This window comes from [Anoxybacillus] calidus (genome assembly GCF_013760845.1).
Classification (GTDB): domain Bacteria; phylum Bacillota; class Bacilli; order Bacillales; family Anoxybacillaceae; genus Paranoxybacillus; species Paranoxybacillus calidus.
The window spans coordinates 142,510-168,213 of the sequence record NZ_JACDUU010000002.1 but is presented as its reverse complement, the minus strand read 5'-3'; the positions used below and the strand labels follow the sequence as shown (position 1 = coordinate 168,213).

At 40.5% G+C, this 25,704-nt stretch carries 29 protein-coding genes; 1 reads left to right on the top strand and 28 read right to left on the bottom strand.

The window, feature by feature from the left end; translation table 11 throughout:
- Positions 1–5: 5 nt before the first annotated feature.
- The 24 genes from HNQ85_RS05110 to HNQ85_RS04995 form a co-directional block, all read right to left on the bottom strand.
- Complete coding sequence (locus HNQ85_RS05110) at positions 6–788, bottom strand: ribonuclease HII (RefSeq protein ID WP_181536684.1); 783 nt, start codon at positions 786–788, stop codon at positions 6–8.
- 181 nt (positions 789–969) lie between these two features.
- A complete protein-coding gene (gene ylqF / locus HNQ85_RS05105) occupies positions 970–1,830 on the bottom strand; it encodes a ribosome biogenesis GTPase YlqF (protein WP_181536683.1) in 861 nt (286 codons plus the stop codon).
- 22 nt (positions 1,831–1,852) lie between these two features.
- On the bottom strand, positions 1,853–2,404 hold the full coding sequence (lepB, locus tag HNQ85_RS05100) for a signal peptidase I (RefSeq protein ID WP_181536682.1): 552 nt from the start codon (positions 2,402–2,404) through the stop codon (positions 1,853–1,855).
- A gap of 170 nt (positions 2,405–2,574) precedes the next feature.
- On the bottom strand, positions 2,575–2,919 hold the full coding sequence (rplS, locus tag HNQ85_RS05095; protein ID WP_181536681.1) for a 50S ribosomal protein L19: 345 nt from the start codon (positions 2,917–2,919) through the stop codon (positions 2,575–2,577).
- 135 nt (positions 2,920–3,054) lie between these two features.
- Positions 3,055–3,792 (bottom strand): tRNA (guanosine(37)-N1)-methyltransferase TrmD, encoded by a 738-nt coding sequence (trmD, locus tag HNQ85_RS05090; protein ID WP_181537000.1) that lies wholly within the window; start codon positions 3,790–3,792, stop codon positions 3,055–3,057.
- A complete protein-coding gene (gene rimM, locus HNQ85_RS05085) occupies positions 3,792–4,310 on the bottom strand; it encodes a ribosome maturation factor RimM (RefSeq protein WP_181536680.1) in 519 nt (172 codons plus the stop codon). Before rimM ends, trmD begins: the two co-directional genes overlap by 1 nt.
- An 18-nt stretch (positions 4,311–4,328) precedes the next feature.
- Positions 4,329–4,715, bottom strand: a complete 387-nt coding sequence (locus HNQ85_RS05080; RefSeq protein ID WP_181536679.1) for a YlqD family protein — start codon at positions 4,713–4,715, stop codon at positions 4,329–4,331.
- 206 nt (positions 4,716–4,921) lie between these two features.
- Complete coding sequence (locus HNQ85_RS05075; RefSeq protein WP_181536678.1) at positions 4,922–5,158, bottom strand: KH domain-containing protein; 237 nt, start codon at positions 5,156–5,158, stop codon at positions 4,922–4,924.
- Positions 5,159–5,172: 14 nt separating this feature from the next.
- Positions 5,173–5,445, bottom strand: a complete 273-nt coding sequence (gene rpsP, locus HNQ85_RS05070; protein ID WP_044893794.1) for a 30S ribosomal protein S16 — start codon at positions 5,443–5,445, stop codon at positions 5,173–5,175.
- A 92-nt stretch (positions 5,446–5,537) separates the two neighbouring features.
- Positions 5,538–6,878, bottom strand: a complete 1,341-nt coding sequence (gene ffh / locus HNQ85_RS05065; RefSeq protein WP_181536677.1) for a signal recognition particle protein — start codon at positions 6,876–6,878, stop codon at positions 5,538–5,540.
- A gap of 13 nt (positions 6,879–6,891) precedes the next feature.
- Positions 6,892–7,224 carry a putative DNA-binding protein gene (locus HNQ85_RS05060; protein ID WP_181536676.1) on the bottom strand — a complete coding sequence of 111 codons (333 nt, stop codon included), beginning with the start codon at positions 7,222–7,224 and terminating at the stop codon, positions 6,892–6,894.
- Between the two features lie 193 nt (positions 7,225–7,417).
- Complete coding sequence (gene ftsY / locus HNQ85_RS05055; protein WP_181536675.1) at positions 7,418–8,413, bottom strand: signal recognition particle-docking protein FtsY; 996 nt, start codon at positions 8,411–8,413, stop codon at positions 7,418–7,420.
- 19 nt (positions 8,414–8,432) lie between these two features.
- Complete coding sequence (gene smc, locus HNQ85_RS05050; RefSeq protein ID WP_181536674.1) at positions 8,433–11,996, bottom strand: chromosome segregation protein SMC; 3,564 nt, start codon at positions 11,994–11,996, stop codon at positions 8,433–8,435.
- A 176-nt stretch (positions 11,997–12,172) separates the two neighbouring features.
- Positions 12,173–12,916, bottom strand: coding sequence for a ribonuclease III (gene rnc, locus HNQ85_RS05045; protein ID WP_181536673.1), 744 nt, complete (start codon positions 12,914–12,916; stop codon positions 12,173–12,175).
- A gap of 161 nt (positions 12,917–13,077) precedes the next feature.
- The gene (locus tag HNQ85_RS05040) at positions 13,078–13,311 is read right to left on the bottom strand and encodes an acyl carrier protein (protein WP_044893799.1); all 234 of its coding nucleotides are present in this window, start codon (positions 13,309–13,311) and stop codon (positions 13,078–13,080) included.
- Between the two features lie 79 nt (positions 13,312–13,390).
- The gene (gene fabG / locus HNQ85_RS05035) at positions 13,391–14,131 is read right to left on the bottom strand and encodes a 3-oxoacyl-[acyl-carrier-protein] reductase (protein ID WP_181536672.1); all 741 of its coding nucleotides are present in this window, start codon (positions 14,129–14,131) and stop codon (positions 13,391–13,393) included.
- A gap of 2 nt (positions 14,132–14,133) precedes the next feature.
- A complete protein-coding gene (gene fabD, locus HNQ85_RS05030; RefSeq protein ID WP_181536671.1) occupies positions 14,134–15,075 on the bottom strand; it encodes an ACP S-malonyltransferase in 942 nt (313 codons plus the stop codon).
- A 15-nt stretch (positions 15,076–15,090) separates the two neighbouring features.
- Entirely contained in the window at positions 15,091–16,092 is a 1,002-nt protein-coding gene (gene plsX, locus HNQ85_RS05025; protein ID WP_181536670.1) for a phosphate acyltransferase PlsX, read from the bottom strand.
- Complete coding sequence (gene fapR / locus HNQ85_RS05020; RefSeq protein ID WP_181536669.1) at positions 16,076–16,672, bottom strand: transcription factor FapR; 597 nt, start codon at positions 16,670–16,672, stop codon at positions 16,076–16,078. Before fapR ends, plsX begins: the two co-directional genes overlap by 17 nt.
- A gap of 100 nt (positions 16,673–16,772) precedes the next feature.
- Positions 16,773–18,821: an ATP-dependent DNA helicase RecG gene (recG, locus tag HNQ85_RS05015; RefSeq protein ID WP_181536999.1), complete on the bottom strand. Its 2,049-nt coding sequence runs from the start codon at positions 18,819–18,821 to the stop codon at positions 16,773–16,775.
- Entirely contained in the window at positions 18,814–19,701 is an 888-nt protein-coding gene (sdaAA, locus tag HNQ85_RS05010; protein ID WP_181536668.1) for an L-serine ammonia-lyase, iron-sulfur-dependent, subunit alpha, read from the bottom strand. Before sdaAA ends, recG begins: the two co-directional genes overlap by 8 nt.
- A 54-nt stretch (positions 19,702–19,755) precedes the next feature.
- Positions 19,756–20,418: an L-serine ammonia-lyase, iron-sulfur-dependent subunit beta gene (gene sdaAB / locus HNQ85_RS05005; protein WP_181536667.1), complete on the bottom strand. Its 663-nt coding sequence runs from the start codon at positions 20,416–20,418 to the stop codon at positions 19,756–19,758.
- Positions 20,419–20,503: 85 nt separating this feature from the next.
- Positions 20,504–22,186 carry a DAK2 domain-containing protein gene (locus HNQ85_RS05000; RefSeq protein ID WP_181536666.1) on the bottom strand — a complete coding sequence of 561 codons (1,683 nt, stop codon included), beginning with the start codon at positions 22,184–22,186 and terminating at the stop codon, positions 20,504–20,506.
- 23 nt (positions 22,187–22,209) lie between these two features.
- A complete protein-coding gene (locus HNQ85_RS04995; RefSeq protein WP_181536665.1) occupies positions 22,210–22,572 on the bottom strand; it encodes an Asp23/Gls24 family envelope stress response protein in 363 nt (120 codons plus the stop codon).
- A gap of 239 nt (positions 22,573–22,811) precedes the next feature.
- Between HNQ85_RS04995 and rpmB the strand changes: the two genes are divergently transcribed.
- Positions 22,812–22,997 (top strand): 50S ribosomal protein L28, encoded by a 186-nt coding sequence (rpmB, locus tag HNQ85_RS04990; RefSeq protein ID WP_181536664.1) that lies wholly within the window; start codon positions 22,812–22,814, stop codon positions 22,995–22,997.
- A gap of 162 nt (positions 22,998–23,159) precedes the next feature.
- Here the strand turns inward: rpmB and spoVM are convergent, their stop codons facing one another.
- From spoVM to rsgA, 4 genes are all read right to left on the bottom strand, one after another.
- Positions 23,160–23,240 carry a stage V sporulation protein SpoVM gene (spoVM, locus tag HNQ85_RS04985; protein WP_003394991.1) on the bottom strand — a complete coding sequence of 27 codons (81 nt, stop codon included), beginning with the start codon at positions 23,238–23,240 and terminating at the stop codon, positions 23,160–23,162.
- Between the two features lie 78 nt (positions 23,241–23,318).
- Entirely contained in the window at positions 23,319–23,969 is a 651-nt protein-coding gene (locus HNQ85_RS04980; RefSeq protein ID WP_181536663.1) for a thiamine diphosphokinase, read from the bottom strand.
- A 192-nt stretch (positions 23,970–24,161) separates the two neighbouring features.
- Entirely contained in the window at positions 24,162–24,809 is a 648-nt protein-coding gene (rpe, locus tag HNQ85_RS04975; protein WP_181536662.1) for a ribulose-phosphate 3-epimerase, read from the bottom strand.
- A 6-nt stretch (positions 24,810–24,815) separates the two neighbouring features.
- Positions 24,816–25,697 (bottom strand): ribosome small subunit-dependent GTPase A, encoded by an 882-nt coding sequence (rsgA, locus tag HNQ85_RS04970; RefSeq protein WP_181536661.1) that lies wholly within the window; start codon positions 25,695–25,697, stop codon positions 24,816–24,818.
- Positions 25,698–25,704: the final 7 nt, after the last annotated feature.

Below are 25,704 nucleotides of genomic sequence, written 5' to 3'. Positions count from 1 at the left end.
TCTCTTTACTCCTTTTGTATCTGCATTGCTTCGCGGACAGGTGCAAATGATTTTCGGTGTTCAGAAATAATTCCGTATTTTTGTATCGCTTCTAAATGTTCTTTCGTTCCATACCCCATATGTTTTTCAAATCCATATTCCGGATATTGATTTCCTAGTTCTTTCATGAATCGATCACGCGTTACCTTGGCAATGATGGAACTTGCCGCAATGGAAATGCTATTGGCATCTCCTTTGATGATTGAAAGTTGCGGGAGGAAAACGGGTAGTTCCATCGCATCAATTAACAAGTAATCAGGTTGCGGTGTTAATTGTTCCACAGCCTGTACCATCGCTTTCTTTGTGGCTTGATAAATATTGAGCCGATCGATTTCTTCGGCTGAAACCATTCCTATGCCAATGGAAACGGCACAATTTATAATTTGCTTATAAAGCTCCTCACGTTTCGATTCTGACAGTTTCTTTGAATCGTTTAATCCCGGTAAATAGGCATTTTTAGGTAAAATGACAGCAGCGGCAACAACCGGGCCGGCAATTGGTCCCCTCCCCACTTCATCAACACCTGCGATATACTGAACGTTTTGCTGATATAACTCTCTCTCATAGCGAGACATTTGCTCAAATAGCGCTTTTTGCGCTTCTTCAAGTTCTTTTTGCTTATACCAGCGCACAACAAGCTTTTGGACGCTTTTTCGTTCATCCGCACAAATTTGTCGGAATCTAGGGTCCTGTTCGTCAGTAATCGTTGCCAATATTTGCTCAATCTCTTTCACCGTTTGTTTTCTCATTCTTAACGACTCACTTTCCTCTGTTATATTTTATATCGTCAACAATCGAGAAAAAATAAAGAGGCTGACCTAAAGCAAAGTGTCAGCCCCGCAACACAATATAAGATACAATATTGTGTAAACAAACGATATATGGTTATATAGGTGTGAGGTCAGACACTTATAGGTCATCCTCTTTTCTCTATTCATTTGGTTTTTCAAAGCTGAGCCGTCCCAGCTTTTCTGTGCGTATTTCGCGCAATACAAGTTCAGCTACTTTGTCGTAATCGACTAATCCACCGCTCATTAAGCAGCCACGGCGTTTGCCGATTTCATCAAAAAGAGCCACAATATCTTCAGGAATTTCGACAAGCGAATAGCGCTCCTTTAACCGTTCCGGATAATGTTGTTTTAAAAAGTTTAACGCATATACAGCAACATCTTGTAAATTTAAAATCGTATCTTTAATCGCTCCTGTTGTCGCAAGCTTCAGTCCCACTTCTTCATCCTCAAATTTCGGCCATAAAATCCCTGGAGTATCCAATAACTCCATTTCTTTACCGACTTTAATCCATTGCTGTGCCTTTGTTACCCCTGGCTTATCTCCCGTTTTGGCAATATGTTTTCCTGCAAGCCGGTTAATTAATGTCGACTTCCCTACATTAGGAATTCCGACAATTAACGCGCGCATCGCCCTTGGATTTTTAATTCCTTTCGCAGCCATTTTTTCAAATTTCGGCTTTAACATTTCTTTCGCTGCGGCAACAATTTGTTTTACCCCTGTTCCTGCTTGAGAATCAATGGCTAAAGCTTTTATATGTTGATTTTGAAAAAAGGCAATCCATTGTTTCGTAATTTCTTCATCAGCCATATCCGCTTTATTTAACAGCACAATCCGTGGCTTATTCACAAGAATTTCATCAATCATCGGGTTTCTCGATGACATCGGAATGCGCGCATCAACAAGTTCAAAAACAATATCAATTAACTTTAATTTTTCTTGAACTTCACGTTTTGCTTTGGCCATATGGCCCGGAAACCATTGAATCGTCATCAGTGCCACCTACTTACTTGTCTATATTATTCTATCGAACAATACGAATATCAGAGAGAGGCCAATAAACAATATTCGTTTTGCCTACGACCTTATCCATCGGAATAAATCCGATATGACGGCTATCTTTGCTAAAGCGACGGTTATCACCCATAACAAAAAGATGCCCCTCTGGCACTGTTTCTTGGCCAGTGAGTTCCTCTAACGTAAACGGCTCTGTTAATGGTCCGTCAATCACTTGTTTCTTAGATTCGTCTAAATACGGCTCTTTATACGCTTTGCCGTTAACGTATAAAGTATCATTTTTATACTCAATCCGGTCACCCGGCAGGCCGATGACTCGTTTAATATAATCTTTACCCTCTTCCGCATGAAAAACAATAATATCAAAGCGCTTTGGCTCCCCAATCTTATAGGATAGTTTGTTAACAATCATTCGATCGTGATCATGCAGAGTCGGCATCATCGAAAGCCCGTCGACAATGATTGGCGCAAAAACAAAATAGCGGATTCCTCCCGCAAGAAGAACAGCAATTACAATTGCTTTTAGCCACTCCCAAGTTTCATTTTTTTTCTTTGTCATCCTGCTCCCACCTAATTTATTTAATGTACGTACTTTTATATTATCATAATCATGGATTGAATCCTAAATATTGTACTGTATGTACGTAGAAAAGAAGGAGCTTGATCAACAAGCTCCTTCTTTTCCGTCTATAAGCTTTTAGAACAACAAGACTTTTAACGTTTTTCTTATTATCGAATTTCTTTAATGCGTGCAGCTTTACCGCGAAGTTGACGTAAATAGTAAAGTTTCGCACGACGTACTTTACCACGACGAACAACTTCCAGTTTCGCAATTTTTGGCGTATGCACTGGGAATGTACGCTCAACACCTACACCGTAAGATACTTTACGAACTGTAAATGTTTCGCTAATTCCAGCACCACGACGCTTAATTACGACTCCTTCAAACACCTGAATACGCTCACGGTTTCCTTCAACAACTTTTACATGTACGCGAACCGTGTCACCAGGGCGGAAGTCTGGTAAGTCTGTTCTTAATTGCTCTTTCGTAATTTCTTGGATTAAATGATGCATCGTATTCAACTCCTTCCAACAGATGCTCATGACAATGCTCTTTCATCATTGCAGCGGAACATCGTTTTCAAAACTTAGACCAACAATCTAAGTCACAACGATTATACTAACATAAAGTTGTATCATATGCAATAGTTACCTTTTGTTTTTTTCAAATTCCTGAAGCCATTTTTTTTGTTTTTCTGTCAATGGATATTGCTCAAGTAAATCAGGTCTTCGCAAATAGGTGCGACGCAACGATTCTTTCTCACGCCATTCTGCTATAAGCTGATGATTGCCAGAAAGAAGCACTTCCGGTACTTTCATGCCGCGAAAATCGGCTGGGCGTGTATAATGAGGATGTTCCAATAGCCCACAACTATATGAGTCTTGTACAGGTGAATCTTCATTTCCTAACACACCGGGCAGCAAACGGGCAACGCTATCCACAATGACCATCGCCCCAAGCTCGCCACCAGTAAGGACGTAATCACCGATAGAAATTTCATCTGTCACTAAATGTTCGCGTATACGTTCATCATATCCTTCATAATGTCCGCAAATGAAAATTAAATGTTTCTCTTTTGCCAATTCTTCCGCCTTTTTTTGCGTATACCGTTCCCCCTGAGGACACAGCAAGATAATTCTCGGTTGATCGGCACTGTTTTTTGTTAAATGCTCAACAGCATCAAATATTGGCTGTGGCTTTAATACCATGCCTGCACCGCCACCATACGGATAATCATCTACCGTTTTATGCTTGTTATCAGCAAACTCACGAAAATTAATGACATTTAAAGAAACCGCGTGCTTCTCCTGCGCCTTTTTTAAAATGGATTCACTAAACACACCGGAAAACATATTGGGAAATAACGTCAATATATCGATTCTCATCATTCAAGCAATCCTTCCATTGGATGAATAGTGATGAGTTTCTCTTTTACATCCACATTTTTTACCACATCCGCAATGTATGGGATTAAAATCTCCTTTCCACCCTTGCCTTTCACCACCCATACATCATTCGCACCAGGAGTTAAAATTTCTTTCACTGTACCAACAGTCTCTCCTTGCTCAGTGACAACCGTACACCCGATAATTTCATGAAAATAATATTCTCCTTCTTCTAACTCCCCAAGCTGGCTTTCAGGAATTTTAATCATCGCTCCTTTAAATTTTTCAACTAAATTGATGTTGTCATAACCTTCAAATGAGAGTAAGTCAAATGATTTATGAACACGGTGGCTTTTTACTTTTACTTCCACTGGTTCACTCGCATGATCCATAAAGATATAAAGCGTATTCCCTAGTTTATATCTCTCCTCAGCAAAATCGGTCTTTGAGATGACGCGTACCTCACCTCTAATTCCATGTGTATTTACGATTTTTCCGACGTTAAACCATCTTTCCATATCCTAACCACCTCTTCTCTAACGAATTTCTTTTACAATCCCGTCTTCAATGATAATCGTTTTTGGTGCCATGACCTCTTCCCATTTATCTCCTATATTGACTTCAACAAGAGCTTGTATCTCCCGCTCTTTCAATTCGCTTCCTAACGGTAGGATATGTAATTGTTCAATTTGAAAATCGAGAAGTTTCACTTTTTCGAGCCTGTCATTTATTTCTTTTTCAAAATGTTGTTTAAGAAGCAAAGGAGAATGTTTTTTCGCTTTTTCTAATCGTTTTAATTCAAAACGAAGCTGTTCACATTCTTGTTGTAACCTTAGCTTTCTTTCCTCGAATTTTTTTAGTAATTTTGCTTTGCTTTCCTTGGTCAATATTTGTTTTACTTCTACCGTTTGAATAATTTTCATTCACACACCCCTAACGAGCAAATTTGGAAGGGGCTGACCCATCAGTGTCTGACGTTATGTCCTATGTATGATGTTTCGGGGTCTGATACTTTACTTTTAGGTCAGCCTCGATAGATAAATAACAGGAAAACTCTTGGGTGTCTATTCTTTATTGAAGGATTTAACGGGCAGATATATCAGATATATAAAAAAGGGGAGGATAATCCTCACCCTTTGTCTTCAACGTGCAAGACGACGCGTTTCGGCTGTTGTGACGCAGCCGCATACACAACAGTCCGAATCGCATGAATCGTGCGCCCTTGCTTACCGATCACCTTTCCGATATCGTCTTTATGAACGGAAAGATGATACGTAATCGTGTTTTCATTGGAAGATTCCGTTACAACAACATCTTCCGGATACTCCACAAGCGCTTGTACGATTGTTTCAATAAGCTCTTTCATTTACATCACGAACATTATTTTCCGTACTTTAAGTTATGGAATTTCTCTAAAATACCTTGTTTAGAGAAAAGGTTGCGAACTGTGTCGGATGGTTTTGCACCATTTTGCAACCATTTTAAAGCTAACTCTTCGTTGATGTTGATTTGCGCTGGTTCTGTAACAGGATTGTAAGTACCGATTGTTTCAATGAAACGACCATCGCGTGGAGAACGAGAGTCAGCTACTACGATACGATAGAAAGGTGATTTTTTCGCACCCATACGTTTTAAACGAATTTTTACTGCCATTATTTAAGCACCTCCGAAAATATTTCACACAAGATAGTATATTAGCAATAATAAACTAGTTTGTAAAGTGTTTTTTCTTAACACATTATAGCCTACATAAATGGGAATCTAAACCCTTTTTTCTTTCCTTTTGTCATTGTTGTCATCATTTTCATCATTTTTTTCATTTCTTCAAATTGCTTTAATAAGCGATTTACTTCTTGTACAGATGTGCCGCTTCCTTTAGCAATCCGCTTTTTACGGCTTGCATTAATAATTTCTGGATTTGTCTTTTCTTCTTTTGTCATAGAACGAATAATGGCTTCAACGCGGCTGATTTGTTTTTCGTCGACTTGAATGTTGTTTAAGCCTTTAATTTTGTTGGCACCTGGAAGCATTTTAATAATGTCATCCAATGGTCCCATTTTCCTTACTTGACCGAGCTGCTCGAGAAAATCGTCAAAGGTAAATGACATCGTGCGCATTTTTTGCTCAAGCTCTTTCGCTTTTTCTTCATCGATAGCTGCCTGTGCTTTTTCAATGAGCGTTAATACGTCGCCCATTCCTAAAATCCTTGACGCCATACGTTCTGGGTGGAACGGCTCGAGCGCATCCATCTTTTCTCCCATACCAACAAATTTAATCGGCGTATTCGTCACCGCTTTAATCGACAATGCCGCACCACCGCGCGTATCTCCATCGAGCTTGGTTAATATGACTCCCGTTAAGCCTAATTGCTCATTAAAGCTTTGGGCGACATTTACCGCATCTTGTCCAGTCATGGCATCGACAACAAGAAAGATTTCGTCCGGCTTCGTAACTTCTTTGATTTGCTTTAGTTCGTCCATCAACGCTTCGTCAATATGAAGGCGTCCAGCAGTATCAATTAAAACATAATCGTGATGTTCTTCTTTCGCTTTTGCCAACGCTTGTTTTGCGATTTCCACCGGACTTACTTGATCACCAAGTGAAAAAACCGGCATGTTAAGTTGTTTGCCGAGCGTCTCTAGCTGTTTAATGGCCGCCGGACGATAAATATCAGCAGCTACTAAAAGCGGTTTGCGGTTATACTTTTTACGTAAGAGATTTGCTAATTTGCCTGTCGTCGTTGTTTTTCCGGCACCTTGCAATCCAACCATCATAATGACGGTCGGAGGACGATTGGAAACGGCAATCTTGCTTTGCTCTCCGCCCATAAGCGCCGTCAATTCTTCTTTCACGACTTTAATCACTTGCTGTCCAGGCGTTAAGCTTTTTAACACTTCTTGACCGACAGCACGTTCACTTACGCGCTTAATAAAGTCTTTCACCACTTTGAAGTTCACGTCCGCTTCCAATAAAGCGAGACGGACCTCACGCATCATCTCTTTTACATCTGCTTCCGTGACTTTCCCTTTGCCACGGATTTTGTTCATAACGTTTTGCAGACGGTCGGCTAATCCTTCAAATGCCATCCATTACCGCCTCCTACTCTAATTTCTCCAGCGCTTCAATCGTCTTTAAAAACTCTTCGTCTTGAAACTGATTTCTTGCGGCAATTTCCCGCAGTTTTTTAATTAGCTTTTTCCGCTCTTGAAATTTTTGAAAAAGCAGCAATTTTTCTTCGTATTCCTCAAGCATCGCTTCGGTACGTTTTATATTATCATATACTGCTTGACGGCTTACTTCATATTCTTCAGCAATTTCACCGAGGGAGTAGTCATCTAAATAATACAACGACATATAGCTTCGCTGCTTTGGCGTTAACAACGATTGATAAAAGTCATATAGATAGTTCATTCTCGTTGTTTTTTCAAGCATTGTACTCCCTCCTTATTGTTAAGTGAAATTCCTTTACAAAAATTTAGTCTACCTTTTTTCTTATTTACTGTCAAGTTTTTTTCTTTACATAAAAAAGAGGCTGATCCAAGTATCAGCCCTCACAACATTCTACATAACATTGGTGACATGCACGTGAGGTCAGACACTGACGGATCAGTCCTCCTTTTTTCATCTATTCTTCTACTTCTTCTTTTTCTAGTAAATCAGCAAATAATCCATATACATATTGCTCAGGATCAAATTCTTGTAAATCATCGACCTTTTCACCAAGACCAACAAACTTAACAGGAATGTTCAGTTCATTGCGAATAGCGAGAACAATTCCACCTTTAGCTGTTCCATCAAGCTTCGTTAACACAATGCCTGTTACATTCGTTGCTTCTTTAAAAGTCTTTGCCTGACTCATTGCATTTTGTCCTGTCGTCGCATCCAAAACAAGCAACACTTCATGCGGCGCTCCCGGAATTTCGCGTTCGATGACGCGTTTTACTTTTTCCAACTCTTTCATTAAATTCACTTTATTTTGCAAACGGCCAGCAGTGTCACACAACAAAACATCGACATGCCGCGCTTTTGCCGCTTGAATCGCGTCATACATCACCGCTGCTGGGTCAGACCCTGCCGATTGTTTAATAACTTCCACGCCAACGCGCTCTCCCCACACTTCAAGCTGTTCAATCGCTCCAGCGCGGAACGTATCTCCGGCAGCAAGTAACACACTTTTTCCTTCCGCTTTCAATTTATGCGCTAATTTGCCGATTGTCGTTGTTTTTCCAACACCGTTTACGCCGACAAATAAAATGACAGTTAGGCCGTTTTCTTGCATGTTAAGAGAGGTAGACTGATTTTCATCACCGCGATAAATCTCAACTAACTTCTCGGAAATAACCCCTTGCATTTCTTTTGTATCTTGAATGTTGCGTCGCTTCACTTCCATTTTTAGTTCATCAATCAGTTCCATGACTGTAGTAACACCAACATCAGCAGCGATTAAAATTTCTTCTAATTCCTCAAAAAATTCTTCATCAACTTTACGGTAACGGGCGATTAAATCGTTTACTCTTTCAGCAAAAGAATTACGCGTTTTTTCCAATCCTTGTTTAAATTTCTCAGTTACAGAATCCGCTTGTTGTGTAATTTTCTCTTTCAGTTTCTTAAAAAAGTTCATGAAAACAGCCGTCCTTTCTTTACGATTTTACAAGTTGCTTCGATTCTTCCAAACGTACCGACACAAGTTTAGAAACGCCAGATTCTTGCATTGTTACTCCATATAGAACATCAGCTTCTTCCATCGTTCCTTTCCGATGAGTAATGACGATAAACTGTGTTTGCGCGCTAAAGCGTTTTAAATATTGCGCATAACGATATACATTCGCTTCATCCAAAGCCGCTTCCACTTCATCAAGAACGCAAAACGGTACCGGTCTTACTTTCAAAATCGAAAATAGAAGCGCAATCGCCGTCAGCGCGCGTTCCCCACCGGAAAGCAGACTTAAGTTTTGCAGCTTTTTTCCAGGTGGCTGAGCAACAATTTCAATCCCTGTATTCAGTAAATCATCAGGGTCCGTTAATCGCAAGTCAGCACGTCCCCCACCGAATAGTTGTGTAAACACTTCTTCGAAATGAGAACGAATTTGCTTAAACGTTGTAAGAAAGCGCTTTTTCATTTCCTGATCCATTTCATCAATGACTTGATAAAGTGTTTCTTTTGCCTGTTGCAAGTCACTTTTTTGTTCCATTAAAAACTGATAACGCTCCGAAACCCGCTCATATTCATCAATCGCTCCTAGATTCACTGTGCCAAGCTCTTCAATGGCTAGCTTAATCAATTTTACTTTTTTGCGCGCCTCAGACACATCAAGTTCAAGCGGATATTTTTCTTTAGCCGCTTCAAACGTCAGCATATATTCTTCATGCAGGCGGGCAAGCAAATTTTCCAGCTCTACATCTAAACGATTTAACTTTACTTCTTCGTCTTTAACGATATCTATTAATTGTTTATATTGCCGCTTTCGTTCTTTTATTTCTCGCTCAAAATTTTCCAGCTTCTCTTGGTATTCGAGACGTTGTTCACGGCGACTGGCAATTAACTTAATTGTTTCATTTTTATCTTGCAGTTTTTTCTTACGAAGCTCTTCAATTTGCGCCTCTCCGGAATAATTAGCCTCCATCTCTGACATAAGAGCTGTTAAATCTTCTTTTGCCTCTTTTAATTGTTTTTCTGTATCAGTCAATTCTTGCTGGAGGCGTTCCAGATTGTCCTCATAGTTTTTCAATAATTGCTGCTTTTCAGCAAGGGATATTTTCATTTCCGTAATGGTTCCTTGCAGCGTTTCTTTCGAATTTTGTTCATCATTTTTCTTTAATGTTAATGCTTGAATTTGTTGGTCGATACCGGTTAATTCAGTGCCAAGCGTATCCAATTGTTCTTCTAATTGAGCGAGTTTTTTCAAAAGTTCTTTTCTTTCTTTTTCATCGTTTTCTTTTTCATGATCATAAATCGCTAAACGTTCATTCACATTTTTCTCTTGTAATTCTACTTCTCTTAATTCGCTTTTCAGTTCTTGTAATCTAAAGCGTAGCTGTTCCGCTGTTTTCCGAATTTGAGCGATTTCTTGTTCTTCATGTTGAGCTGCTTTCTTTTGTTCTTGAACATGTCGTTCCAATTGGATTGTTTTCGTTTCCATTTCGCGCAATTTTTCAGTAATCGTTTCTAATTCACGGCTTCGGCTAAGCAGCGAACTTGTTTTTTTCGCTACTCCTCCTCCTGTCATTGCCCCACCTGGATTGACCACATCACCATCAAGAGTAACGAAACGATAGCGGTACTGTACTAATCGCGCCAATTCATTGGCACCTTTTAAGTCATTCGTAATAATGACATTTCCCAAAAGGTTGGACATAATAGCGCCATATTTCGATTCATATGAAATAAGCTCATTAGCAACACCAACAAAGGCAGGGTGATTTTGAAGCATTTCGATTTGCTGGGCTGGAATGGCTTTTGGCTGAATCACTGTCATCGGTAAAAAAGTTGCCCGGCCATATGCATGTCTTTTTAAGTATTGAATCGCTGCTCGGGCCGCTTCCTCATTCGTTACGACAATATGCTGCATCGCACCTCCAAGCGCGATTTCAATGGCTGTTTCATACTCGCTTGGCACTTGAATTAACTCTACTACTGCTCCTTGAATACCTGTTAATTGTTCACGTGCTTTTAAAATTTCTTTTACGCCTTGGAAAAATCCCGTGTAATCGTGCTGCATTTCCTCAAGCATTTCTTTGCGTGACTTAGTCTGCTGCAAATATTGATACGCCTGATATAGAGCTGCTTCTTTCTTTTCAAGTTGCTTTTTCATTTCACTTAAACGAACGATCTGCTCATTTAACAATGTCTCTTGCTTTTGCAATAGTTGCTCCGTTTCCCTTATTTCTCCTTGCAGTTTTAAATGCTGCTGCTGAATCGCATTACGTTCATCGATGTATTTTTTATTTGCTTCAGCTAAGGCTGATTGCTTCGCCTCAAGCTTATTTAAAAGCGATTGGATATGCAAACGTTCATTTTTTAACGAAGCTTGCTCATGGACAAGCTCAATATAATCGCTTTTTAACTGTTCAATTTTTTCGTCAATGTTCATATCGTATGAAGAAAGTTCAGCAAGTTTTTCTTTTAGTTCCGCTTGAATGGATACAATCTCTTTCTTCAGTTCTCTCAGTTGAGTTTCTTCGTGTTGACTCAATTGCATGAGCCGTTCTTTTTTTTCTGTCAGCACAGAAATCGTTTGCTCAAGTTGCTTTTTATTTTGTGTCGCATTCTTTTTTCGTTCTTTTAATACTTCTTTGCGCCCTTCTAGTTTTTCTAATTCCTCACTTGCAAGCAATAATACTTGCTGCAAACTATCAATCGATTCATCAAGGGCTGCTACTTGATCGCGAAGCTGCTCTATTTGTGCTTCTTCTTTTTGCAAAGTGACAGATAGTTCCATTTCTTCGTTTTTATGCTTAGTCAACCGCTCATTCAATTGATCCCATTGTCGATGTAGCTCTTCAATTTCATAAACGGTAAGAGCAACTTCATACTTTTCCAATTCCTCGCGTTTTTCTAAGTAATCTTTGGCGATAGAAGCCTGGACTTTTAACGGCTCTATTTGACTTTCAAGTTCATGCAAAATATCGCTTACACGGTGTAAATTTTCTTGCGTTTCTACTAGTTTATTTTCCGCTTTTCGTTTACGAATTTTGTATTTTAGCACCCCTGCCGCCTCTTCGAAAATGGTGCGACGCTCTTCAGGCTTACTACTTAAAATTTCCTCGACACGCCCTTGTCCAATAATCGAAAACGCTTCTTTTCCCATGCCTGAATCCATCAATAAATCAACAATATCTTTCAACCGACATGGCTGTTTATTAATAAAGAATTCACTTTCTCCCGAGCGATATACACGTCGCGTAATACTTACTTCTTGATATTCAAGCGGCAAAAATTGATCTTCGTTATCAAGGGTGATTGTCACTTCCGCCACATTTAATGCCTTTCGTGAATCGCTTCCCGCAAAAATAATATCTTCCATTTTCGACCCGCGCAGCGACTTGGCTGATTGTTCCCCTAACACCCAGCGAATCGCGTCTGTAATATTGCTCTTTCCGCTTCCGTTAGGGCCGACAACAGCTGTCACGCCGGGAACGAATTCAATCGATACTCGATCGGCAAACGATTTAAATCCAACAATATCTAATCGCTTAAGGAACATAAACATTCCACCTTGCTAGCATTCATATAAAATCTCAAATATTTTAACATAATTTTTTCTATTTGCGATAGGGAAGGCGGAAATCGCCAGTGAATGTTGCTACAACTGTCAATTTTAAGAAAAATGAAGCTTACTCATGAAAAAAGTATCCTCTTAGAGCAAGCTTCATTCTCTTTTTATTTCTTTTCTCCTGCTTTTAATTTTTCTAGCGCCATCTGCGCCGCTTGTTGCTCGGCTTCTTTTTTTGACCTGCCGACTCCGATGCCCAACTCTTCCCCGTTCAATGAAACTCTTGATACAAACTCTTTATTGTGCGCAGGACCTTTCTCCTGCAAAATTTTATACTCGATCACACCGATACCATCTCGCTGAACAAGCTCCTGTAGCTGACTTTTATAATCCATCACATGAGAAAAAGCACCTTCGTTAATTTTAGGAAAGATCGTTTTTTCTAAAAATTGAACGACCGCTTCCATTCCTTGATCGAGATAAAGTGCACCAATAAACGCCTCAAACACATCGGCTAAAAGCGCTGGTCTCTCTCGTCCGCCTGTCAGTTCTTCCCCTCGTCCAAGCAAAACAAGTTCTCCAAAGGAAAGGGCATTGGCAAATTTCACAAGAGAAGGCTCACAGACGATTGACGCTCTCAGTTTGGTTAACTCACCTTCACTCATGTTCGGAAATTTCTTGAAAAGATATTGAGAAATGGTTAACTCTAAAACAGCATCTCCTAAAAACTCCAGTCTTTCATTATCTTCATGCGGTCGTTTGCGATGCTCATTCACATACGATGAATGTGTAAAAGCTTGAATAAGGAGCTTTTCATTTGTAAAAAAAATCCCGATTTTTTCTTGTAATCGTTTGAATTTCGCCCATTTTTTCCCGTTCGTTCGTTGCTCTCTATCTTTCGGTCTTAACATAGGTACCTCCAACTTTATTCAGTAGAAATTTACTAGGCACCAATTATTGTTCCATTGGTCTTTTAAAACAACACATTTTCCGTGCAAAAGTCCAAGCAACTCATTTAAGCCAAATAAAAAGCATAGAAAGCCCCGCTTATAAAACGGGACTTTTCGCTTCATTACATATGGCTTTTTATGTAGTTAACAGCATCTCCTACTGTAACGATTTTTTCTGCTTCTTCATCAGAAATTTCCATATCGAACTCGTCTTCTAATTCCATTACGAGCTCAACAACGTCTAAAGAATCTGCGCCTAAGTCATCTTTGAAAGATGCTTCAAGCGTTACTTGTGATTCTTCAACGCCTAAACGGTCAACGATGATTTTCGTTACACGCTCTAAAACGTCTGCCATGAGATTCACCTCCCCTCAAGACATTATAGTAGATTTTATACAAAAATACTAGAAGTACTCGAAAATTTCAATGTGCTCATTACATAACCATGCCGCCATCTACATGAAGCGTTTGGCCGGTCATATAATTCGCCGCTTCAGAAGCAAGGAAAACAACTACTCCAGCAATATCTTTCGGTTCGCCAAAACGAGCTAACGGAATTTGTTTTAACATTTCTCCACGGACTTCTTCAGATAATTTGTCAGTCATATCCGTTGTGATAAAACCTGGAGCAATCGCGTTAACCGTAATGTTTCGGCTCGCTAATTCTTTTGCTGTTGTTTTTGTTAAGCCAATGACTCCCGCTTTAGCGGCAACATAGTTCGCTTGACCAGGGTTTCCGCTCACCCCAACAATGGAGGCAATATTAATAATGCGGCCATAGCGCTGTTTCATCATCGGACGCGTCACCGCTTTTGTACAATTAAACACACCTTTTAAATTGATGTTGATGACTTCATCCCATTCTTCTTCTTTCATGCGCATGATTAAATTATCACGGGTTACACCAGCGTTATTGACTAAAATGTCAATTCGGCCGAAGCGATCAAGCACTTCCTTTACCATTTGCTCTACGGCTTCTGCTTTGGACACATCCGCTTGAATGGCAAATGCTTCGCTGCCCATTTCCAAAATTTCAGCAACTACTTCGTTTGCTTTCGCTTCGCTTCCTGCATAGTTGACAGCAACTTTGGCTCCATGGCGAGCAAGCTCTAAAGCAATGGCACGCCCAATTCCTCGGGACGCTCCTGTAACAAGTGCGATTTTTCCCTGTAACATGTTTATTCCCCTTTCAATGCCGCAACAGTCGCTTCCAAAGAAGCTAAATCATTGACTGCATACACTTGAACATTGCGGCTAATTTTTTTCACAAGCCCGGATAACACTTTACCTGGACCAATTTCAACAAATGTATCAACACCAAGTTCCATCATTTTATTCACCGATTGCTCCCAACGAACTGGTGAATAGAGCTGCTCAATGAGCTTACGTTTAATATCTTCTTTTTCTGCCATTGGCTCTGCTGTTACGTTTGCAATGACTGGAATGCTCGCATCAGTAATTCCGATTTCGTCTAATACTTCTTTTAACTTGTTTGCAGCCGGCTCCATTAAAGAAGAGTGGAATGGACCGCTTACTTCAAGAGGAATGACGCGCTTTGCTCCTTTTTCTTTTGCTAATTGCGAAGCACGCTCAACCCCTTCCTTTGAGCCAGAAATAACGATTTGTCCCGGGCAATTTAAGTTTGCTAGCTGGACAGGAGCACCCTCAGCAGAAATTTGCTCTGTAATTTCTTGTAGCAAGTCCGCTGCCATTCCAAGAACAGCCGCCATTGTTCCTTTTCCTGCAGGCACCGCCTCTTCCATAAATTCTCCCCGCTTGCGCACTGCGTAAACAGCATCTGTAAATGAAATCGCTCCCGCTGCAACAAGTGCTGTATATTCACCTAAACTATGCCCTGCAACATAATCTGGCACGATTCCTGCTTCCTTTATTTTTTCAAATAAAGCAATGCTAGTTGTAAGAAGAGCAGGCTGAGCATTGATTGTTAATGTCAATGTATCCTGAGGTCCTTCAAAAATAATGGAAGATAGCGAGAAACCGAGTCGCTCGTCCGCAGCTTGGAAGACAGCTGCGGCTTTTTTATCTTGTTCTACTAATTCTTTGCCCATACCAACTGTTTGTGAACCTTGACCTGGAAAAATGAACGCTATTTTCCCCATACAATCAATCACTCCTTATGAATGAGTCAGAAAGCTTTCGGCCTCGAGCGCTTGTTTGATTGTTCCTGCAACATCTTTTACGACCATTTCGCGCGCTTGACGCACCGCATGAAAAATGGCATTTGCATCGGAAGAACCGTGCGCTTTAACAACCGGTGCTTTTAAGCCGAACAACGCAGCCCCGCCATATTCGGAATAGTCCAATTTTTTCTTTAACTCAAGCAGACGCGGTTTTAAAACAGCTGCAGCAAGTTTGCTTGTGAAATTGCTCGTCAAAGCAGACTTCAACATCGAAAACATAGAAATCGCTGTTCCTTCTATCGTTTTCAACGCGACGTTTCCGGTAAAGCCATCTGTTACGACCACATCGGCTACTCCTTCCAGCAAGTCGCGCGCCTCCACGTTTCCGATAAAATTCAAGCCAGATTCCTTTATAAGCTGAAATGCCCGCTTCGCTAAGTCATTGCCTTTTTGGTCTTCTGTACCTACATTTAATAATCCAATTCGCGGTTTATTAATACCTCGGACTTTTTCAGAATATACAGAGCCCATTAACGCGTATTGCAATAAATGTTCAGCACGGGCATCAACATTGGCACCAACGTCTAAAAGGAGAAAGCCTTCCCCACCAATTGTCGGTAAAGTAGGTGCTAATGCCGGGCGATCGATTCCTTCAATTCGTCCGACAATAAACAACCCAGCTGCCATTAATGCCCCGGTATTCCCCGCTGAAATGCAGGCCTCAGCACGCCCTTCACTTACTTCTTTTGCCATTAGCACCATCGATGAATTTTTCTTTCGTCTTACCGCTCGTACCGGTTCATCTGTCGCTTCGATCACCTCATCAGTATGTATGAGCGAAATGCGCTCGTCCGTTGTTAAAAACGAACGAATTTGCGTTTCATCGCCGATTAATGTGATCTCAACATCTTTAAATTGCTCGACAGCTTTCATTGCTCCAAGCACAATTTCCTTTGGAGCATGATCTCCACCCATTGCGTCAATTGCTATTCTCATCTTTTACTCCATCCTTTTTTACAATGTTGGATCGATACATTTCAAATTCTCCCGAAAAAACAAGTTCTTGCCCGACATAACTGTTTACTTCAACAATCGTTCTACCGTTCTCATTGGTTCCCTTTACTTTCGCCTTCGCAACGACCCGTTCTTTTTCTTTGACTTGTCTTGTAAAACGAATCGTCGCTTTTGTTGTTAATGCCAACTCGTCATTAATGACGGCCACCGCGAGTGAATTCGCTTGCGCAAACAAATGATGTCCACGAGCAATTTTATTTCTCTTAAATACATGCTCTTTCTTTACATCAAAAATCGAAATCGCACTATGATCTAGTTCAATATCAATAATCTCGCCGATCACTTCTTCGATTGGCAATGATTTAACTTCATCAGCAAACGATTTTTCAGCTACGCTTTTAATTCTTTCCCGAAGTTCAGGGATAGATAGCTCTAACCGGTCTAAGCGAATCGTTTGAATGCTAACAGAAAATTTTTCCGCCAATTCTTCATCTGTAACGAACGGATTTTCCTCGATCGTTTCTCGTAAAAGTCTTTGCCGTTCACGTTTATTTCTTCTCATCGTTTAAACACCGTCCGATTCTATGACTAGGTACTAATAGTAGTATATAATTAAGAAAAACAGATTGCAAGATAGAAAAACAAAGTTTTGCAATCTGTTTTTAGTCAAGCTTTTCTCCACTAAGAATGCCGGATTGCTCTAAAGATTGTCTCAACAACTTATAGGATTCATCGCTCCAAAAAGCGTTCGACTGAATGAGTTTTGCTGCATCATTCCGGGCTACTTCAAGAATGCGATAATCATGAACCATATCCCCGAGTTTAAATTCCGGCATACCGCTTTGCTTTGTGCCAAAAAAGTCCCCAGGGCCACGCAACTCGAGGTCCTTTTCTGACAAAACAAATCCATCGTTTGTCTCCGTCATAATGCGCATTCTTTCTTTTCCTGTTTCTGATTTTGGATCAGCAAGTAAAATACAATATGATTGTTCGCTTCCCCGTCCAACTCGGCCTCTTAATTGATGAAGCTGAGCTAATCCAAATCGTTCCGCATCGTAAATCAACATGACCGTTGCATTCGGTACATTAACACCTACTTCAACAACGGTTGTTGATACTAATATTTGCACTTCGTTATGACTAAATGCTTTCATGACTTGCTCTTTTTCTTCTGAAGAAAGCCGGCCATGCATAAGCCCAATTCGGTACTTTCCACGATAATAATGAGTCAGCATACTATGCACATCAATCGCATTTTGTACATCTAATTTTTCCGATTCTTCGATAAGCGGACAAATGACATACGCTTGCCTTCCTTTGCGAATTTCTTTCTCAATAAATGCAAGTACTCGTTCCAGCATATCATGTTTGACCCAATACGTTTCAACTTTTTTTCTTCCTGCTGGCATTTCATCAATGATTGAGACATCCATTTCTCCAAATGCTGTAATTGCCAGCGTTCGCGGTATTGGAGTTGCGGTCATAAACAATACATCAGGCGATTGTCCTTTTTCTCTAAGAACACGCCGTTGTTCCACACCGAAACGATGCTGTTCGTCAGTAATCACTAAGCCGAGCTTGTGAAAGTTTACTTCCTCTTGAATGAGTGCATGAGTACCAATAATAATATCGATTTCTCCTAATGCGAGTTTTTCTAATATCTCTTTTCTTCTCTTTCCTTTCACAGAGCTTGTCAATAATTCTACTGATACATCCATCGGCTGTAACAGTCGTCTTATCGATTCGGCATGTTGTTCTGCTAAAATTTCTGTTGGGACCATTAATGCCCCTTGATAGCCAGATAAGACTGTAGCATATAATGCAATACACGCAACAACTGTCTTTCCAGATCCTACATCTCCTTGTAACAGCCGATTCATTCGATATGGTGCTTTCATGTCTTCAATAATTTCCGCAACAACTCGTTTTTGGGCCCCTGTAAGCGGAAATGGCAATTGCTCGATAAACAACTGAAGTTGCTCATCAGAAAATGTATGAGCAATGCCTGCTGAATGTTCGCGATGAAATTTTCGCAACGCTTGCATTTTTAATTGAAAAAATAAAAATTCTTCATATACAAGCCGGCGTCTTGCTTGTTTTAACTCTTCATGTGCTCGTGGAAAATGAATCGCTCGAATCGCTTCCGCTTTCGAAAGCAGACGATATTTTTGCCGCATTGCCAGCGGAAGAGGATCAACAATTGTATGCCCGAATTGTTCAAGCGCAAGCGCGATAAAGCGGCGCATCGCTTTTACCGTTACTGTTCCACGTGTTGAGTAGACCGGTTCAATTTCCTGTTTCTCAGTAAACGAACCTTTTTTTAACTCTTGAACAGTAATCGCTTGACGATGTTGATCCCACTTTCCTGTTATCGTAATGGTTTCGTTAATAGATAGTTGATTTTTTAAATAAGGACGATTAAAACAAATCACAGTAATCAAGTAGCGTCCAACAAGAAGACGAAACGTCAAGCGAGATTTTTTGCGGCTATAATAGGTAAGAGAAGGCTCACTATGAACCTTCCCTTCTACTGTCACTTTTTCATCATGTTTTACCTCGGCTAAATCTCGCAACCTATAATCTTCATAGCGAAACGGAAAGTGATGGAGAAGGTCTTCAATCGTTTGTATCCCCATTTCGTTTAGAGCTTCTTCTGTTTCTTTACCGATTCCTTTTATCTCACTGACAGGTTGTACTAATACATTACTCACGTTCATTTAACGGAACGCCAAAAATTTTCGCTTCTAAAGCGCGACCAGTTGGCGTTGCTGCTAAACCTCCTTGTGCAGTTTCTTTTAGTGCAACCGGCATCGTCTGACCGATACGGAACATCGCATCAATCACTTCGTCACAAGGAATACGGCTTTTTATTCCTGCAAGTGCCATATCCGCAGCAATCATCGCATTCGCTGCTCCCATCGCATTCCGTTTCACACATGGCACTTCAACTAACCCTGCTACAGGATCGCATACTAGCCCTAACATGTTTTTCAGCGTAATCGCCATCGCCTCTGCCGCCTGGCTTGGGGTACCACCCGCCATTTCAACGAGAGCTGCCGCTGCCATTCCAGCTGCAGAACCTACCTCAGCTTGACATCCGCCTGCAGCTCCAGAAATGGAGGCGTTGTTTGCAATAACAAATCCGAACGCACCAGCTGTGAACAAAAATTCAACCATTTGCTCACGCGTCGGCTTTAATTTTTCTTTTACAGCAAACAACGTACCAGGTACAACCCCAGCCGATCCAGCCGTCGGTGTTGCACAAATTGTTCCCATTGCTGCATTCACTTCATTTGTCGCAACCGCTTTGCTTACCGCATCAAGAATCGTTTCACCTGATAAAAAGTTGCCCTTTTGAATATACGACTGCAACAATACAGCGTCTCCACCGGTCAATCCGGAATGAGAAAAAACACCGGCTAATCCTTTTTCTACGGCCTGCTCCATTACTTGCAAATTCCGTTCCATTTGTGCAAAGATTTCCTCTCTGCTTCGCCCTGTTACTTCCATCTCTTGCCGAATCATCACTTCGGCAATTTTAATTTGTTGACTTTCTGCTAAATCGACTAATTCCGTCACATTACGAAACATCTTGCTGCCCCCTTTGTCTGTTTCATACGCTGCTTCATGAACAGTATTCTATTTTTAGTCAACGATTTTGGTTACTTGAATAATGTGAGGTAATGACGATAATTCATCAACAATGGACTGGTCGATGTTTTGGTCCACTTCGATCGTCATTAATGCTTCCTTTCCTTTTTCTTTTCGGGAAACTTCCATATGACCAATATTAATAGCGTATTTCGCTAATACATTAGCAACGGATGCGATTGCCCCATAACGATCATTATGGACAACAAGGATTGCTGGATGATGCCCAGACAGTTTTAATTCAAATCCGTTTAATTCCGTAATCTCAATTTTTCCACCACCAATGGAAATGCCAACCAGCTCTAATTCTCCTTGCTCATCACCGATACGAATTCTTGCAGTATTCGGATGATCCGGTATTGCTTCCTCTTTGCGAAACGTGATTTCAATTCCTTCTTGCTTTGCGATTTCTAATGATGATTTGATTCGTTCATCAAATGTATCAAAATCTAACAGCCCTCCAACAATAGCAACATCAGTCCCATGACCTTTATAAGTTTGTGCAAAAGAACCGTAAAATGATATATGCGCCCACTTTGGTTTTCTGCCAAATAAACTGCGGGCCACTCTGCCAATCCGTGCCGCTCCGGCAGTATGGGAGCTTGACGGTCCAATCATAATCGGTCCAATAATATCAAAAACACTTTTGTATTTCATGCTGGTTCTCCCCTTTATTGTCTCTTTCTATACAGTAAAATACAGTAAAATAGAAGGGACAAATCCCTTCTATTATTCTAACATATTATTCAATTGAGAAGATAAATGGATATAACGGCTGGCCACCTTCATGTACTTCTACTTCTACATCCGGATATGTTTCTTCTACGTACGCAACAATTTCATCGACTTCTTCTTCTGTTGTATCTTCACCGAAAATAACGGTTAAAATTTCAGCATCTTCATCCAACATTTCAGCTAAAAGTTTTTTCGTAACTGCCAATTTGTCCTTCTCTGAAACGACAATTTTGCCGTCAGCAATTCCCATATAATCATCTTTCGAAATTGCGACGCCATCAATATTAGTATCGCGGACAGCGAATGTGACTTGACCTGTTTTCACTTGTGTGAGGGCAGCATTCATCGCTTTTTCATTTTGTTCCGCTGAAGCAGCTGGATTAAATGCTAAAATGGCTGACATACCTTGAGGAACCGTCTTGGAAGGGATTACAATGACGTTGCTTTCAACAACAGAAGAAGCTTGTTGTGCAGCCATAATAATGTTTTTATTATTTGGCAGTACAAACACCGTCTCTGCGTTAACCTGTTCGATTGCTTTAACAATGTCTTCCGTACTAGGATTCATTGTTTGTCCGCCTTCGATTACCACGTGGGCACCTATGCTCTTAAACAAGTTTGCAATTCCGTTGCCCATTGTCACCGTTACAATTCCGTACTTCTCTTTTTCCTTTTTCTCGACGCGAGAAACAGTCGGGAACGAAGTTTTTGTTTCCTGCACAATATTTTCATGTTGCTGACGCATGTTTTCAATTTTAATGTTAATCAAGCTTCCATAACGTTGACCATATGTCAATACTTCGCCTGGCTGCTCTGAATGAATATGCACTTTCACAAGTTCCTCATCAGCAATCACTAATAATGAATCACCAAAACGGCTTAAATCTTTACAAAACTTCTCTTCCGTAAACGGATTGTTTTTTAGTTTGTCTTCTTCAAAGCGAACCATAAACTCTGTGCAATAACCAAATTCAATGTCTTCTGTATTGATATGACTTTGTGCATTTTTATGATGTTCAGCATTGACAAGTTCTTGCATCGACGGTTGCTCCGCCGGTACATTTGCTACTTTTTCTCCTTTTAGCTCAGCCAAAAACCCTTCATATACATATACTAATCCTTGTCCACCGCTGTCAACAACGCCGACTTCTTTTAAGACAGGAAGCAGCTCCGGCGTTCGTTTTAGAGATGCTTTTGCTTCCTTTACTACTTCTTCCATCACTAAAGCGATATCCGGTTGTTTTTTCGCAACAGCTACCGCACGTTTCGCTGCATCTTTTGCTACTGTTAAAATCGTGCCTTCTACTGGCTTCATAACAGCTTTGTATGCTGTTTCGACACCCGCTTCAAGGGCCGCTGCAAATTCTAAGCTATTAATTTCTTGCTTTGTTTCGATTGCTTTTGCAAAGCCGCGGAACAATTGAGATAAGATGACTCCTGAGTTACCGCGCGCTCCCATTAACAGTCCTCTCGCTAACGCGCTGCCGACTTTCCCAATGTGATCATTAATATTATTTTGTACTTCCTTCGCTCCTGAAGTCATCGATAAATTCATGTTTGTTCCAGTATCTCCATCCGGGACTGGAAAGACGTTAAGCGCATCTACTGCTTTTGCGTTATTGGCTAAATGTTGTGCCCCCTGCAATATCATATTTGCAAAACGTCTTCCATCTAACGTCTTAATTGTCACAGATTACATCCTCCTTACTACGACTACGGATTCGTCACACGAACCCCTTGAACATAGATGTTAATCGATTGCACAGCAAGTCCTAATGTTTGATCTAACGTGTACTTCACTTTCGTTTGCACATTATGAGCAACCTCAGAAATTTTCGTGCCGTAGCTAACGATAATGTACATATCGATATGTACTTCATCGTTTTCTTGGCGTACAATGACACCTTTTGCGAAATTTTCTCTGCGTAAAATTTCTGAAATCCCGTCTTTAATTTGGTTTTTAGAGGCCATCCCAACGATTCCATAGCAATCTACTGCGGCACCACCAGCAATAGTAGCAATCACATCATTTGAAATCTCAATGCGTCCGTACTTTGTTTGCAACTCAATGGACATACAAGTTCCCCCTTTGGAATTGTTCGCATAAACTAAAGCCATTTTACTATACTGGCTTTTTTTTTAAAAGTATTCTCCCATCCACTAGTATTATTTAGCCTAATTTAAAAATATATGTCAAGGATATTTTCTTGAATGCTGCTCAGAGAACTATTGCATTCTCTTGTTATGTATGATAAATTATAGTAGTGTTTTCAGCACGATAAAGGAATTTCTTCGGCAATGAGGAGGGAAAAAGAATGGCAAAATGCTTTGTAACTGGAAAGAAAAAATCTTTCGGTAACGCACGTTCACACGCTATGAACGCAAATAAACGTACATGGAAAGCAAACCTTCAAAAAGTGCGCATTTTAGTTGACGGAAAGCCTAAACGCGTATGGGTTTCTGCCCGCGCTTTAAAATCTGGAAAAATTGAACGTGTGTAATAAAAAAAAAGCGGAGTCGCCGCGATTAGCTCTCGAAGCCAAATGTTCTTCGACCTCAAGAAGTACTTGTCACTTCGAGGGCGAAGGTTATTTGGCACAGAGAGCTAGGCGACAGAGCTAGACAATCAATAAATTAAAAAAGCACCAAGTACTTGGTGCTTTTTATCCTTTTTTAAATGAGTTTAACATGGCGCGGACAATGCCGCCAAGGAACTTTGGCAGCTTAATTGTATAAAACTTCATTACTGCTCCCTCCTCCACCTTCATCACGAACTTGACACTGCTTCCTTATAAGTATATTCGCTTAGAAAAAAATAGTACCTAGAAGCTCCTGCCTAAATCTTTACTTCTTATCATCATTAATATGCCTTCAGAAAATGAAAAAGTACCATGAGATTGGATGAGTTCATTACTAATACATAGTGTAGACCCAAGCTGAATATGACAATTTGTTAGCGGATATTTAAAACCTTTTAACGTGATACCTTTCACATCCATAGTCATTGGAATAAATGAAATATATCGATAAAAAGGAGTATTCTCAATCACATATTCCCCTGGTTCATGCGCAGTAATCATATTTTGCCGATCAATCACTTCGATATTTGTTTTTACATTTTTAATTAGCAGTTGTATATTTCCAAATAAATGATCTAAACGTCCCCCTGTTGCTCCAAAAATTTTGATTTTATCAGCCTTTTGCGCTAACGCCCAATCAAGTGCTATGTCCATATCCGTCTTGTCTTTTTCAGATGGCCAGATTTCAATTTCATTTAACCTCGTTTGCGCCCACTCTAATTCAGCTTGTGTGATAGAGTCAAAATCACCGAACGCCTTCGTTGGAGTAATCCCTGCTTTTAAAAGCGTAATCACTCCCCGATCTACCCCGACCCATATGGCTTCTTTCTCATGATAACTATGTAAATCTGGAATACATTCATTCGGACCGCCACCAACAATGTGAATGATCAATATAACCATCTCCTCTCCTGCCGTTTTACTTCTTTCACTATATCATCTGAACATAAAAAGAAAAAGAGGCTGTCCCGTAAGTGTCCGCCCCCACCTGCCATCCACAACATATAGTTCATTTATCTCATATCATGTCCTATACATTGTGGTGGGGTCTGACACGTGCTTTTTCGGTCAGCCTCCTCATTTTTATTATTCACCGCGAATCGCGCGAATGGCCGCAGCTCGGTCTTTTTTATTGTAAATCGCTGAGCCTGCGACTAATACGTTTGCTCCTGCCTCAACACAAAGTTTTGCGGTGTCTTCGTTCACCCCGCCATCTACCTCAATTTCGACATTTAAACCTCGCTCTTTTACTATTTGGGCAACTCGCTCGATTTTTGGCAACACCGAATGAATAAATTTTTGTCCACCAAACCCTGGGTTCACGGTCATTAATAACACTAAATCGACATCAGTGATGATATGTTCTATCATCGCAACAGGTGTATGCGGATTTAATACAACTCCTGCTTTGACACCATGCTCTTTAATAAGATGGATAGTGCGGTGCAAGTGCGGACAAGCTTCAACATGGACAGATAAATAATCTGCTCCTGCTTTCGCAAACATTGGAATATATTGATCAGGATTTTCAATCATTAAATGTACATCAAGCGGAAGGTTTGTAATTGGACGAATCGCCTCGACGACTAGTGGTCCGATTGTAAGATTCGGAACAAAATGCCCATCCATCACATCGACATGAATGTAATCGGCACCACCTTTTTCCACATCAGCTATTTCCTCAGCAAGCTTTGCAAAATTGGCTGATAATATTGAAGGAGCGATTTTAATCATCTCTGTCTAATACCTCGGCTTTCTTTCTTTAATTTCCTCCATAAAGCTCAAATAATGTTCATATCGATAGCTTGGTATTTCTCCAGCCTCAAACGCCGCTTTTACAGCGCATTTTGGTTCTGCAATATGCGTACATCCACGGAATTTACATTCATGAGCGCGCTCACGAAATTCTGGAAAACAAAGCGGCAATTGTTCTGCTTCAATTTCATTAAATTCAAGAGAACTAAACCCCGGTGTGTCGGCTACTAAGCCGCCGCCAATCTCTATCAGCTCGACATGACGAGTTGTATGCTTTCCTCGACCTAAGTGTGTAGAAATGTCATTTGTTTTTAATTGCAGGTCAGGACGTAATGCATTTAGAAGCGATGATTTGCCAACGCCTGATTGACCAGCAAATACAGACGTGCGACCTTCTAAATACGGCAGCAGCATCTCCACTCCATCCTTTGTCACCGCCGAAGTTTCAATGACTTCATAGCCGATATTCCGATATTCACTCGCATACTTCTTCACGAGTGGCTTTGTTTTATCATCAGTTAAATCCATTTTGCTAATAACGATAATCGGACGAATATCTTTTGCTTCAATCAAAACAAGAAATCTGTCAAGTAAACCAGGGCTAAAATCTGGTTGCACTGCGGAAAAGACAAGAATAGCTTGGTCAATATTAGCAATTGGTGGACGAATCAATTCATTTTTCCGCTCTCGAATTTCCATAATATAACCGTCTGTTTTATTTTCTGCTTGGAAAATAACTTCATCGCCAACAAGGGGAGTAATTTTATGTTTTCGAAATACACCGCGACCGCGGCATTGAAATACTTCCCCATTGCTTAACACATAATAAAATCCGCTTAACGCTTTAATAATTTTTCCTTCTGCCATAGCATCA

What these genes read in the sequence shown, in the direction of transcription:
- HNQ85_RS05110 (WP_181536684.1), bottom strand. Translation starts at nt 788, where the DNA reads ATGAGAAAACAAACGGTGAAAGAGATTGAGCAAATATTGGCAACGATT.
- lepB (WP_181536682.1), bottom strand. Translation starts at nt 2,404, where the DNA reads ATGACAAAGAAAAAAAATGAAACTTGGGAGTGGCTAAAAGCAATTGTA.
- rplS (WP_181536681.1), bottom strand. Translation starts at nt 2,919, where the DNA reads ATGCATCATTTAATCCAAGAAATTACGAAAGAGCAATTAAGAACAGAC.
- trmD (WP_181537000.1), bottom strand. Translation starts at nt 3,792, where the DNA reads ATGAGAATCGATATATTGACGTTATTTCCCAATATGTTTTCCGGTGTG.
- rimM (WP_181536680.1), bottom strand. Translation starts at nt 4,310, where the DNA reads ATGGAAAGATGGTTTAACGTCGGAAAAATCGTAAATACACATGGAATT.
- HNQ85_RS05080 (WP_181536679.1), bottom strand. Translation starts at nt 4,715, where the DNA reads ATGAAAATTATTCAAACGGTAGAAGTAAAACAAATATTGACCAAGGAA.
- HNQ85_RS05075 (WP_181536678.1), bottom strand. Translation starts at nt 5,158, where the DNA reads ATGAAAGAGCTTATTGAAACAATCGTACAAGCGCTTGTGGAGTATCCG.
- rpsP (WP_044893794.1), bottom strand. Translation starts at nt 5,445, where the DNA reads ATGGCAGTAAAAATTCGTTTAAAACGTATGGGTGCGAAAAAATCACCT.
- ffh (WP_181536677.1), bottom strand. Translation starts at nt 6,878, where the DNA reads ATGGCATTTGAAGGATTAGCCGACCGTCTGCAAAACGTTATGAACAAA.
- HNQ85_RS05060 (WP_181536676.1), bottom strand. Translation starts at nt 7,224, where the DNA reads ATGCTTGAAAAAACAACGAGAATGAACTATCTATATGACTTTTATCAA.
- ftsY (WP_181536675.1), bottom strand. Translation starts at nt 8,413, where the DNA reads ATGAACTTTTTTAAGAAACTGAAAGAGAAAATTACACAACAAGCGGAT.
- smc (WP_181536674.1), bottom strand. Translation starts at nt 11,996, where the DNA reads ATGTTCCTTAAGCGATTAGATATTGTTGGATTTAAATCGTTTGCCGAT.
- rnc (WP_181536673.1), bottom strand. Translation starts at nt 12,916, where the DNA reads ATGTTAAGACCGAAAGATAGAGAGCAACGAACGAACGGGAAAAAATGG.
- HNQ85_RS05040 (WP_044893799.1), bottom strand. Translation starts at nt 13,311, where the DNA reads ATGGCAGACGTTTTAGAGCGTGTAACGAAAATCATCGTTGACCGTTTA.
- fabG (WP_181536672.1), bottom strand. Translation starts at nt 14,131, where the DNA reads ATGTTACAGGGAAAAATCGCACTTGTTACAGGAGCGTCCCGAGGAATT.
- fabD (WP_181536671.1), bottom strand. Translation starts at nt 15,075, where the DNA reads ATGGGGAAAATAGCGTTCATTTTTCCAGGTCAAGGTTCACAAACAGTT.
- plsX (WP_181536670.1), bottom strand. Translation starts at nt 16,092, where the DNA reads ATGAGAATAGCAATTGACGCAATGGGTGGAGATCATGCTCCAAAGGAA.
- fapR (WP_181536669.1), bottom strand. Translation starts at nt 16,672, where the DNA reads ATGAGAAGAAATAAACGTGAACGGCAAAGACTTTTACGAGAAACGATC.
- sdaAA (WP_181536668.1), bottom strand. Translation starts at nt 19,701, where the DNA reads ATGTTTCGTAATGTGACGGAATTAGTCGATTTAGCAGAAAGTCAACAA.
- sdaAB (WP_181536667.1), bottom strand. Translation starts at nt 20,418, where the DNA reads ATGAAATACAAAAGTGTTTTTGATATTATTGGACCGATTATGATTGGA.
- HNQ85_RS04995 (WP_181536665.1), bottom strand. Translation starts at nt 22,572, where the DNA reads ATGTCCATTGAGTTGCAAACAAAGTACGGACGCATTGAGATTTCAAAT.
- rpmB (WP_181536664.1), top strand. Translation starts at nt 22,812, where the DNA reads ATGGCAAAATGCTTTGTAACTGGAAAGAAAAAATCTTTCGGTAACGCA.
- spoVM (WP_003394991.1), bottom strand. Translation starts at nt 23,240, where the DNA reads ATGAAGTTTTATACAATTAAGCTGCCAAAGTTCCTTGGCGGCATTGTC.
- rpe (WP_181536662.1), bottom strand. Translation starts at nt 24,809, where the DNA reads ATGATTAAAATCGCTCCTTCAATATTATCAGCCAATTTTGCAAAGCTT.
- rsgA (WP_181536661.1), bottom strand. Translation starts at nt 25,697, where the DNA reads ATGGCAGAAGGAAAAATTATTAAAGCGTTAAGCGGATTTTATTATGTG.